The 9,671-nt window shown below is 63.0% G+C and carries 11 protein-coding genes; 9 read left to right on the top strand and 2 right to left on the bottom strand.

What is annotated here, in order from left to right; all coding sequences use genetic code 11:
- The first annotated feature begins 293 nt into the window (after positions 1 to 293).
- From PXK07_RS06145 to PXK07_RS06135, 3 genes are all read left to right on the top strand, one after another.
- Positions 294 to 1,505 (top strand): NAD(P)/FAD-dependent oxidoreductase, encoded by a 1,212-nt coding sequence (locus PXK07_RS06145; protein ID WP_274847319.1) that lies wholly within the window; start codon positions 294 to 296, stop codon positions 1,503 to 1,505.
- Positions 1,502 to 2,062, top strand: coding sequence for a 16S rRNA (guanine(966)-N(2))-methyltransferase RsmD (rsmD, locus tag PXK07_RS06140; RefSeq protein ID WP_274847318.1), 561 nt, complete (start codon positions 1,502 to 1,504; stop codon positions 2,060 to 2,062). The genes PXK07_RS06145 and rsmD overlap by 4 nt, the downstream gene beginning before the upstream one ends.
- 101 nt (positions 2,063 to 2,163) lie before the next feature.
- Positions 2,164 to 2,850 (top strand): HAD family hydrolase, encoded by a 687-nt coding sequence (locus tag PXK07_RS06135; RefSeq protein ID WP_274847317.1) that lies wholly within the window; start codon positions 2,164 to 2,166, stop codon positions 2,848 to 2,850.
- A 6-nt stretch (positions 2,851 to 2,856) separates the two neighbouring features.
- Here the strand turns inward: PXK07_RS06135 and map are convergent, their stop codons facing one another.
- Positions 2,857 to 3,666 (bottom strand): type I methionyl aminopeptidase, encoded by an 810-nt coding sequence (map, locus tag PXK07_RS06130; protein WP_274847316.1) that lies wholly within the window; start codon positions 3,664 to 3,666, stop codon positions 2,857 to 2,859.
- An 86-nt stretch (positions 3,667 to 3,752) separates the two neighbouring features.
- On the bottom strand, positions 3,753 to 4,463 hold the full coding sequence (gene sfsA / locus PXK07_RS06125; protein WP_274847315.1) for a DNA/RNA nuclease SfsA: 711 nt from the start codon (positions 4,461 to 4,463) through the stop codon (positions 3,753 to 3,755).
- A 49-nt stretch (positions 4,464 to 4,512) separates the two neighbouring features.
- Here sfsA and PXK07_RS06120 point away from each other — a divergent pair, with 49 nt between their 5' ends.
- From PXK07_RS06120 to PXK07_RS06095, 6 genes are all read left to right on the top strand, one after another.
- Positions 4,513 to 5,235 carry a competence/damage-inducible protein A gene (locus PXK07_RS06120; protein WP_274847314.1) on the top strand — a complete coding sequence of 241 codons (723 nt, stop codon included), beginning with the start codon at positions 4,513 to 4,515 and terminating at the stop codon, positions 5,233 to 5,235.
- Between the two features lie 11 nt (positions 5,236 to 5,246).
- Entirely contained in the window at positions 5,247 to 5,963 is a 717-nt protein-coding gene (locus PXK07_RS06115; RefSeq protein WP_274847313.1) for a GNAT family N-acetyltransferase, read from the top strand.
- Positions 5,964 to 5,981: 18 nt separating this feature from the next.
- Positions 5,982 to 6,554 carry a peroxidase-related enzyme gene (locus PXK07_RS06110; RefSeq protein ID WP_274847312.1) on the top strand — a complete coding sequence of 191 codons (573 nt, stop codon included), beginning with the start codon at positions 5,982 to 5,984 and terminating at the stop codon, positions 6,552 to 6,554.
- A gap of 53 nt (positions 6,555 to 6,607) precedes the next feature.
- The gene (locus PXK07_RS06105) at positions 6,608 to 7,525 is read left to right on the top strand and encodes an OmpA family protein (protein ID WP_274847311.1); all 918 of its coding nucleotides are present in this window, start codon (positions 6,608 to 6,610) and stop codon (positions 7,523 to 7,525) included.
- A gap of 270 nt (positions 7,526 to 7,795) precedes the next feature.
- The gene (locus PXK07_RS06100) at positions 7,796 to 9,187 is read left to right on the top strand and encodes an MATE family efflux transporter (protein ID WP_274847310.1); all 1,392 of its coding nucleotides are present in this window, start codon (positions 7,796 to 7,798) and stop codon (positions 9,185 to 9,187) included.
- The gene (locus PXK07_RS06095; RefSeq protein ID WP_274847309.1) at positions 9,184 to 9,612 is read left to right on the top strand and encodes a glyoxalase superfamily protein; all 429 of its coding nucleotides are present in this window, start codon (positions 9,184 to 9,186) and stop codon (positions 9,610 to 9,612) included. The genes PXK07_RS06100 and PXK07_RS06095 overlap by 4 nt, the downstream gene beginning before the upstream one ends.
- The last annotated feature ends 59 nt before the right edge of the window (positions 9,613 to 9,671 follow it).

The following is a 9,671-nucleotide window of genomic DNA, read 5'->3' as shown; positions in this document are numbered from 1 at the left end:
GGGATGGAGCAGCCAGGTAGCTCGTCAGGCTCATAACCTGAAGGTCGCAGGTTCAAATCCTGCTCCCGCAACCAATATACAAGAACAAGCCGCCCAAGGGCGGCTTCCTGCGTTCCGGGACAAGTCTGCGCCCATTTCCAAGCGGTTCGTCCAAGCGGTTTGGCGCAGTGGTAGGGGGCTGTGACGGAAATCACCAAGGGGCCTAGCATCGGTCGTGATTGCGTTTTCCTAGCGGTGCCATATAGGGTCCGGGCTGACAGGGATCAGAACACAATCAGAAAGTTGGGGGAGACATGAGCCATATCGTTGTCATCGGAGCAGGTCAGGCCGGCTCTTCTCTTGTCGCGAAGCTGCGCAAGGAGGGGTTTACGGGCGAGATCACCTTGATCGGCGCCGAAGCCGCGCCGCCTTATCAGCGTCCGCCGCTGTCCAAGGCCTATCTTCTGGGCGAGATGGAGAAGGAGCGCCTGTTCCTACGCCCCGAAAGTTTTTATGCGGACAGCGATATCACCCTGAAACTGGGCACTTCTGTCACCGGTATCGATCCGGTGGCCAAGACGGTTTCCCTAGATGAGGAGATCATCGCCTATGACCAACTGGCCCTGACCACCGGATCGGAACCGCGGCGCCTGCCTGCCGCAATCGGCGGCGATCTTGAGGGTGTCTTTGTGGTCCGAGGCTTGGCGGATGTGGACGCTATGGCGCCGCATGTGACGACAGGCAAGCGGGTTCTGATCGTGGGCGGTGGCTATATCGGGCTGGAAGCCGCAGCCGTTTGTGCCAAACGTGGGCTGACCGTCACCCTGGTGGAAATGGCGGATCGGATCCTGCAGCGGGTGGCGGCGCCGGAAACCTCGGATTACTTCCGCGCCCTGCATAAGGGGCATGGCGTCGACATCCGCGAGGGCACCGGGCTGGAGCGGCTGGAAGGCGAGGCTGGCAAGGTCACGCGCGCGGTTCTGTCCGATGGCAGCACGGTTGAGGTCGATTTCGTGGTGGTCGGCGTCGGCATCGCTCCCGCCACGGCGCTGGCCGAACAGGCCGGTCTGACGCTTGAAAACGGTATTCGGGTTGATGCGCAGGGGCGCACCTCGGATGCGTCGATCTGGGCGGCGGGGGATTGTGCATCCTTCCCCTACAAAGGGCAACGTATCCGCCTGGAAAGCGTCCCCAATGCCATCGATCAGGCTGAAATCGTCGCGCAGAACATGTTGGGCGCGGAGAAGGACTATGTGGCGCAGCCCTGGTTCTGGTCGGATCAATATGATGTGAAGCTGCAGATCGCGGGTCTGAACAGCGGCTATGACACTGTGGTCACCCGTCAGGGTGCCGGGCAGACCGTGTCCTTCTGGTACTATCAGGGCGATCAACTGCTGGCGGTCGACGCGATGAACGACCCGCGCGCCTATATGGTGGGTAAGCGGCTGATCGATGGCGGCAAGACGGCTGACAAATCCGTGGTCGCCGATCCCGAGGCCGACCTGAAGCCGCTCCTGAAGGCATGAGGATCATCGCGGGCGCGTTTCGCGGCCGTGCGCTTGCGGCCGTGGGCAAGGGCGATTCAGGCGCGCATCTGCGGCCCACCACGGATAGGGTGCGGGAAAGCCTGTTCAATGTGCTGATGCATACCGGCGCCATTGATGGCGCGCGGGTGCTGGATGTCTTTGCGGGCACCGGAGCGCTGGGTCTTGAGGCTTTGTCACGCGGGGCGGCTTCGGTCACCTTTGTCGATGACGGGCGGGTGGCGCAGGGGCTTATTCGCAAGAATATCGCGATCTGCCGCGCCGAGGAGTGCACTGCCCTGATCCGCCGCAGCGCGCTGAAACTGGGGCAGAACCCTGACGTGCCTTTTGACGTGATCTTCCTGGATCCCCCTTATGGCAAGGGGCTTGGGGAAAAGGCGCTGGCGCAGGCCGAGGCAGGCGGCTGGATTGCGCCGGGCGCCTTGATCGTCTGGGAGGAGAACGCGCCTATGCAGCCGCCACAGGGCTATGAGGCGCAGGACAGCCGCAAGTATGGCGATACCCATATCTCCCTGATGTGGCGCAGTGTTTCAGGGTGAAATGGGCTCGGCGGGAAACGGCCTGCGTTGGATTTGCTCTCTGCCGGTTCAGGCAATAGCTGTTGGCGGTATTCGTTTAGGCAGTATTGAAGGTGCCTCAGATGCCCAAGACCTTTCCCACTCCGAAATTGGTGATCTTCGATTGCGACGGCGTGCTGGTGGACAGCGAGACGGTCTCCAATCAAGCGCTCATGAACAATCTTGCCCGATATGGCCTGTCACTGACCCTGGCCCAGACCATGGCGCATTTTGTCGGCAGCACCATGACCGGCGTGATGGACAAGGCGCGAAGCCTTGGTGCTGAGTTGCCCGACCACTGGATTGAAGAGATCTACGCGGAAACCTATGCCCGTCTGGGCGCGGGGGTCGGGCTGGTGCCCGGCGTTGCCGATCTGCTGGCGCTGTTGGATTATCACGGTATTCCGGCCTGCGTTGCCTCCAATGGCAGCGAGGAGAAAATGCGCATCACGCTCGGGCAGAACGGGCTGTGGGAGCGGTTCCACCCGCAGGCGATGTTCTCGGCCCATAGCCTTGGTGTGGCCAAGCCGGAACCGGGGTTGTTCCTGGCTGCAGCCAGTCATTTTGGTGTTCAGGCCCGTCATTGCCTGGTGATCGAGGACAGCCCCACCGGCGCACAAGCCGCTGCCCGCGCGGGCATGCGGTGTCTTGGATTTGCGCCGCATGGCGGTGAAGAGGCCTTGGCCGCCGAAGGCGCGGAAGTTTTCGCGAAAATGGACGCGGTACCGGCGCTGACCGGCCTGCCCCTGGGCAGGCCCGCAGCGGGCTGAGGGCAATCAGCCGTAGGTCGGGTGGAACTTTCCGCCGGGTGACAGGGTGAAGATGTCAAAACCATCCGCAGTGACGCCGATCGAATGTTCGAACTGTGCCGACAGGGATTTGTCGCGGGTGACGGCGGTCCATTCATCGGCCAGGATCTTGGTCTCGGGACGGCCCAGGTTCACCATGGGTTCGATGGTGAAGAACATGCCTTCCTCAAGGACCGGGCCGGTTCCGGGGCGGCCATAGTGCAGCACGTTGGGCGGCGCGTGAAAGACCTGGCCCAGCCCGTGACCGCAGAAATCGCGCACCACGCTCATGCGCAGGCTTTCCACATAGGCCTGGATGGTGTGGCCGATGTCGCCAAAGGTATTGCCGGGCTTCACCGCCTCGATCCCCTTCATCAGCGCATCATGGGTCACTTGAATCAACCGCTCGGCCTTGCGCGACAGTTTGCCTGCCACGAACATGCGGCTGGTGTCACCGAACCAGCCATCGACGATGACGGTCACGTCAATATTCAGGATGTCGCCATCCTTCAGCTTCTTGTCGCCGGGGATGCCGTGGCAGACCACATGGTTCACCGAAATGCAGCTGGCGTGCTGGTAGCCCTTGTAGCCGATGGTTGCCGATTTGGCGCCCGCGTCCTCGACCATCTTTTCGATCACTCGGTCGATTTCCCCGGTGGTCTGGCCCGGAAAGACATATTGCGCGATATCGTCCAGGATCTTTGCCGCCAGCGCACCGGCCACATGCATGCCTGCAAAATCGGCCTGCTCGTGGATGCGGATACCGTCTTTGGTGGTGCGACCGTCTTTCGATCTCATGGGGTATGGCTCCATCGCTGGGGGTTCATGGCCCTATTTAGGGGCAAAGAGGCAAAAGGGCCAGAGGGGCTGACCAAATGAGACTTTCAGCGGGCAATCCTGTTTTCAAGCGCCCCGCCGATCTCGACCCCTTCGGGCGACAGCCGGGTGCCGTAGATCAGGCAGTCCACACCTGCATCGCGCGCCGCACCGAAAGCCGCCGCATAGGTGGGATCGATATCCGAAGCGAGGCTGAAGCCCGCACAATCGCTCCGCTGCACAAGATACAGCATCACGGACCGGTGCCCTTGCGCCACCATATTGGCCAACTCACCCAGGTGTTTGGTGCCGCGCGCGGTGACGCTGTCGGGAAATTCGGCCAGCCCCGGCTGGCGTGACAGGGTGACGCTTTTGACCTCAACATAGGTGTCGGGCAGGCCCGGCTGGCTCAGCAAGAAATCGATGCGGCTTTTCTCGCCATATTTCACCTCGGCCCGCAGGGTTTCATATTCTGCCAGCTCAGTGATCTGGCGGGCTTCCAATGCGGCCTTCAGGGCGCGGTTCGGCACCGAGGTATCCACCCCGGTGAAATGACCGTTCTCGTGATCGACCAGCCGCCAGCCGTATTTCAGCTTTTTCTTGGGGTCATCATTGGGCTCTAGCCAGATTTTCATGCCCGGCTCGGCCAATCCCATCATCGATCCAGGGTTGGCGCAATGGGCGGTTACTTCGCGCCCGTCTTCCAGCTGGCAGTCGGCCAGGAAGCGTTTGTAGCGGCGGATCAGGCGGGCGGGGATCAGAGGGGTTCCAAAGCGCATGTTCTTGGGCCTATACCTGCCGTAACACCGGATCAAGAGGAGAGGCGCCATGGGCAATCCAACCGCTGCAATGCTGGTCATCGGGGATGAAATCCTGTCGGGGCGCACGCGCGATTCGAACATGCATTTCCTGGCGGGCGAGCTGACCAAACACGGCATCGACCTGCGCGAAGTGCGCATGATCAGCGATGACGAGGCGGCGATCATTTCAGGCGTCACCGCCCTGTCGGAGAGCCACGATCACGTCTTTACCAGCGGCGGCATCGGTCCCACCCATGACGACATCACCGCCGATTGCATCGCCAAGGCGTTCGGCGCGCATCTGGGCGTGCGCGCGGATGCGCGTGCGATCCTGCAGGCGCATTACGACAAATCGGGAACCGAGCTGAACGAAGCCCGCCTGCGTATGGCCCGCATCCCGGATGGGGCCGCGCTGATCGACAACCCGGTTTCGGCAGCACCCGGTTTCACGCTCCGGAACGTGCATGTGATGGCAGGCGTGCCGTCGGTGTTCGAGGCGATGGTGGCCAGCGTCCTGCCGACATTGACCGGCGGCAGCCCCTTGTTGTCGCAGACCCTGCGGATCATGCGTGGCGAAGGGGAAATCGCCGGGATCCTGTCGGCGCTGGCTGCGGATTTCGCGGATCTGTCGATCGGCTGCTACCCGTTCCAGAAGGATGGGGTCTTTGGCGCCAATGTGGTGGTGCGTGGCGCAGATGGTGCGCAGGTGGATGCGGCGGTGACGCGGCTTGCACGGGAGGTGGGACTTTGAGCAATTCGACCATGAAAACCGATCCTCGCTACTATGCCGTGGTGGATGGCACCTGGCCGCCTGCCTCCAAGCGCGACTTGGGGCCGATCACCCTGCGCGAAGGGCAGGGCGGTGGCAGCCGGGTGTCTGCGGCAACGGCAAACGGCCCTGTCAGCGGCGATGATATCGCCGCCGCCGAAGCGGAGATGCAGACGATGGGGCAGGATGCCTTGTTCATGATCCGCGACGGGGACGCGGCACTGGACGCCCAGCTGGAGGCACGGGGTTACGAGGTGAAGGACCCGGTCAACATCTGGAGCTGCCCGCCCGCGCAGCTGACCGATGTCGCCATCCCGCGTGTCACCACCTTCTGCGTCTGGGAACCCCTGGAGATCCAGCGCGAAACCTGGGCGGCCGGGGGCATCGGCCCCGAACGCGTGGCGGTGATGGAGCGGGCGGCGGGGCCAAAGACAGCCCTTCTGGGGCGCTACAATGACAAGCCGGCGGGCGCGGGGTTCGTCGCCATCCACGATGGCGTCGCCATGGTGCATGCGCTGGAGATCCTGCCGCATCAGCGGCGCCGGGGCATGGGCGCCTGGATGGTGCGACAGGCGGCCTTCTGGGCGGTGGAACAGGGCGCCAAGGAACTCGCGCTGGTCTGCACCAAGGCGAATGCCGGCGCGAATGGTCTTTATGCCTCACTTGGAATGGATCTCGTGGGGCAGTACCACTACAGGCATAAACCCTGAGGGAGGAGAGAATTTCCAATGACCGACCAGCAAAGCCCCACCGCACTTGACCTGCCGCCGGTGGATCCGCTGCCGCCTGCCACGCAGAAGTATTTCGATATCTGCCAGGACAAGCTGGGCATGGTGCCCAATGTTCTACGCGCCCATGCCTTTGACATCGACAAGCTGAACGCCTTTACCGCGCTCTACAACGACCTGATGCTGGGCGACAGCAACCTCAGCAAGCTGGAGCGGGAGATGATCGCCGTGGTGGTCTCTTCCTACAATCGCTGCTTCTACTGCCTGGCCGCCCATGGCGCTGCGGTGCGCCAGCTGTCGGGCGATCCGAAGCTGGGCGAGATGCTGGTGATGAACTACCGGGTTGCGCCGCTGGACGCGCGCCAGCGTGCGATGCTGGATTTCGCCCTGCAACTGACCCGCGCCAGCGCCGAGGTGGAAGAGGCGGACCGGCAGGCCCTGCGCGATGTGGGATTCAGCGATCGCGATATCTGGGACATTGCCAATGTTGCAGCCTTCTTCAACATGACCAACCGGGTCGCCAGCGGCACTGCAATGGTTCCAAACGACGAATATCACGCCCAGTTCCGGTGATCGGACGCGGTGCCATATCCCATGGTGCGGCCCTTGCGGGGGCCGTGCTATTGATGACCGCCGCCCCCGCGCTGGCGGATCTGTCCCTTCCTGCGGGGGGCCAGGCCCTGGCGCAGCGGGATACGCCGCTTGGCACCTATGCCCTGCCGGTTGGACCGGCGGCTGCGGATGGCGTGCCGGTGCGCACGATGGAAGGCCGTATCCTGCGCCGCACCTGGAAGATCCAGGGTGGCTCGACTGTTCTTCAGATCTTGGCGCCGTTGCGTGAACAGCTGTTGAGTGACGGCTATGAGGCGGTTTTCCAATGCGAGACCCGCCTTTGCGGGGGCTTTGATTTCCGCTTCGGCATCGAGGTGGTTCCGGCCCCGGACATGGCCGTCAACATCGGCAATTATCACTTCCTCTCCATGGTCAAAGGCGACGGCGCGCTGTCACTTCTGGTGTCGCGCAGCGGGTCTATGAACTATCTGCAACTGATCGAGGTCACGCCCGAAGAAACGCCTCCCGTCGAGACCGTACAACCTGCCGGAGCTGACCCAGTGCAGCCCCCAGCGGTGGACGCATCGCAAGAGGCTGGCAGCGCGCCGCGCGCCCTCAAGGCGCAGTTGCTGAGTGAGGGGCACGCGATCTTGGGCGATCTCGACTTTGGATCGGGCGCCATTGCCCTGGGGCAGGAGAGCTACGAGAGCCTGACAGCGCTGGCGGCCTTCCTGGCCGAACACCCGGAGTATTCCGTGGTCGTGGTCGGGCATACCGATACGGTGGGCGGGCTTGAGGACAATACCCGGCTGTCGCAGCGCCGGGCGCAGGCGGTGAAGGACCACCTGGTGCAGAATGCCGGTGTTGCGGACGAACGGATCGCGGTGGAGGGGGCGGGCTATCTGGCGCCGATCGCCTCCAACCTGACGGCAGAGGGGCGCGAAGCCAATCGCCGGGTCGAGGTGGTCTTGCTGCCCCGCGAGCGTCCCTAGAAGCAGTCAAATTCCTCTTGCGACCCGGGCTGTGGCTGGTGTGGGGATCAGGCGACGCGGCCTGTTTTGATCGATCTGCCCCTTGACGCAGCCGGACCCGGTCCCCTATGTGGGCGCAGGGTCGCAGACGCCCGCCTCCCGCAGACAGTCTCCTGTCTTGGTGAAGTTCTGTAGCATAGCATCTCTTTGATCATCCCCCCTGCGTCTCGCGCGGGTGGCAATGCGGGTCCCATCCACTGAGCGAGATCCATGCATGAGGGCTGAAAAGCGATGCAAGATCCGACTCCCAACCCCTATCTGACCGGGCGATTGCCGGTCCTATTCGCCAAGACGGCGATACCCATCATTTTTGTCATGAGCATGAACGGCCTGCTGACGGTCGTGGATGCGCTGTTCCTAGGGCATTTCGTCGGCCCCGAGGCATTGGCGGCGGTGACGCTGATGTTTCCGTTCTTCATGGTGATCGTGGCCTGTTCCACATTGGTGTCTTCCGGAATGTCGAGCCTGGTGGCGCGGCATCTGGGCGGGCAGCGGTTGGATCAGGCGCGGCAGGTCTATGCCTCGGCCCATTGGCTGGCCTTGATCGTGGCGGCGGGTCTCATCCTGTCCTATTCGGGTTTTGGGCACGAGGTGACGCTGCTGGCCGCCGAAGGCGATGCCACCCTGGCGACACTGGCCCAAAGCTACATCCGCATCCTGGTGGTCGCCTCGCCGCTGATGTTTGTGCTGGCGATCAACTCCGATGCGCTGCGCAACGAAGGGCATGTGGGCATCATGGCCGCGATGAGCCTGTTGGTGTCGATCAGCAATATCGGCTTCAACTACCTCCTGATTGCGGTGTTTGACCTCGGTGTGGCGGGATCTGCCTATGGAAGCGTTCTGGCGCAGGTCCTGGCACTCGCGGCGATCTTCACCTTTCGCCAGCGTCGGCGCACGACCCTTCATCCAAGGCACCTGCTCAGCCATGCGGGGCTGGGAGAAAGCCGCCGAATTTTAGCGCTCGGCACCCCGCAAAGCCTGGGGTTTGTCGGCTTGGCACTGGGATCCACCTCGATCCTGATGGCGCTGCAGATGGTCAAGAGCCCCGACTATGCGGTGACGGTCACCGCCTATGGGATCGTGACCCGTGTTATGACATTTGCCTTCCTGCCCCTTCTGGGACTGTCTCATGCGATGCAAAGCATTACCGGCAACAACCATGGCGCCGGTCTTCATGACCGCAGTCAGACCTCCCTGCGCCTGGCGGTTCTGATTGCATTGGCGTTTTGCAGCATGGTGCAGGGCGGGTTCAGCCTGTTTGCGGCACAGATTGGATCAGCCTTTGTGGGCGATACTGCGGTGGTGGCAGAAGTGGCCGCGATCATGCCGGTGATCGTCGCCTTGTTCCTGATCGCGGGGCCGCTGATGATGCTGGGGGCGCATTTCCAGGCCATTGGCGATGCCCGCCGTGCGGCACTCCTGGGGCTTGCCAAACCCTTTGCCTTTTCCATCCCGCTGACCTTCGCCTTGCCGCTCTGGTTCGGTGCAGCTGCGATCTGGTGGGCCGGACCCGTGGCCGAGGCGCTGCTGCTCCTGCTGGCCCTCACGATGCTGACGGGCAGGGGGGGAAGGGGGACGATGGTCCTGGGGTTTGCCACAACCGAGAAGGGGGCAACATCATGAACGCCAATCTCCCCACCCTTGTCGAGGCCAAGGCACAGGCCCGGCGTCTGCGCGAGGGTCTTGCGGCAGAGGGACGCCAGATCAGCCACAGCCGCAGCCTGGAACTGGTCGCAAGCCAGCACGGCTATCGCGACTGGAACACCTTTCATGCGGCGCTGGGCAATCGGCCGCCGGACGGGTTCGTGCCGGGCGGCCGGGTCACCGGCCACTACCTGTCGCAGCCCTTTGCTGCGACGGTGCTCTCGGTCGAGATGCCACGCTCCGGCTGGTTCCGCCTGGTGCTGGATCTGGATGAGGCTGTCGATGTGGTCACCTTCGACAGTTTCTCAAACTTCCGCAAAAGGATCAGCGGCGTTGTCGGCCCTGCCGGAACCTCGCGCGAAAAGACTTCGGACGGGGTGCCGCACCTGCGGATCGACATCTGACAGGCCGAAATGAAAAAAGCCCTCGCAGCGATGCGGGGGCCAGTCTTCACGGGGAGGTA

The organism is Phaeobacter sp. QD34_24, from assembly GCF_028890115.1.
Lineage (GTDB): Bacteria > Pseudomonadota > Alphaproteobacteria > Rhodobacterales > Rhodobacteraceae > Phycobacter.
Note: the sequence above shows the minus strand (reverse complement) of the source record. Positions and strands in the feature narration are given on the sequence as shown.

Bases quoted from the DNA above. Each gene is read 5' to 3' on its own strand.
- PXK07_RS06135 (WP_274847317.1), top strand. From the start codon at position 2,164: ATGCCCAAGACCTTTCCCACTCCGAAATTGGTGATCTTCGATTGCGAC.
- PXK07_RS06110 (WP_274847312.1), top strand. From the start codon at position 5,982: ATGACCGACCAGCAAAGCCCCACCGCACTTGACCTGCCGCCGGTGGAT.
- PXK07_RS06105 (WP_274847311.1), top strand. From the start codon at position 6,608: ATGACCGCCGCCCCCGCGCTGGCGGATCTGTCCCTTCCTGCGGGGGGC.
- PXK07_RS06115 (WP_274847313.1), top strand. From the start codon at position 5,247: ATGAAAACCGATCCTCGCTACTATGCCGTGGTGGATGGCACCTGGCCG.
- map (WP_274847316.1), bottom strand. From the start codon at position 3,666: ATGAGATCGAAAGACGGTCGCACCACCAAAGACGGTATCCGCATCCAC.
- PXK07_RS06145 (WP_274847319.1), top strand. From the start codon at position 294: ATGAGCCATATCGTTGTCATCGGAGCAGGTCAGGCCGGCTCTTCTCTT.
- sfsA (WP_274847315.1), bottom strand. From the start codon at position 4,463: ATGCGCTTTGGAACCCCTCTGATCCCCGCCCGCCTGATCCGCCGCTAC.
- PXK07_RS06095 (WP_274847309.1), top strand. From the start codon at position 9,184: ATGAACGCCAATCTCCCCACCCTTGTCGAGGCCAAGGCACAGGCCCGG.
- rsmD (WP_274847318.1), top strand. From the start codon at position 1,502: ATGAGGATCATCGCGGGCGCGTTTCGCGGCCGTGCGCTTGCGGCCGTG.
- PXK07_RS06120 (WP_274847314.1), top strand. From the start codon at position 4,513: ATGGGCAATCCAACCGCTGCAATGCTGGTCATCGGGGATGAAATCCTG.
- PXK07_RS06100 (WP_274847310.1), top strand. From the start codon at position 7,796: ATGCAAGATCCGACTCCCAACCCCTATCTGACCGGGCGATTGCCGGTC.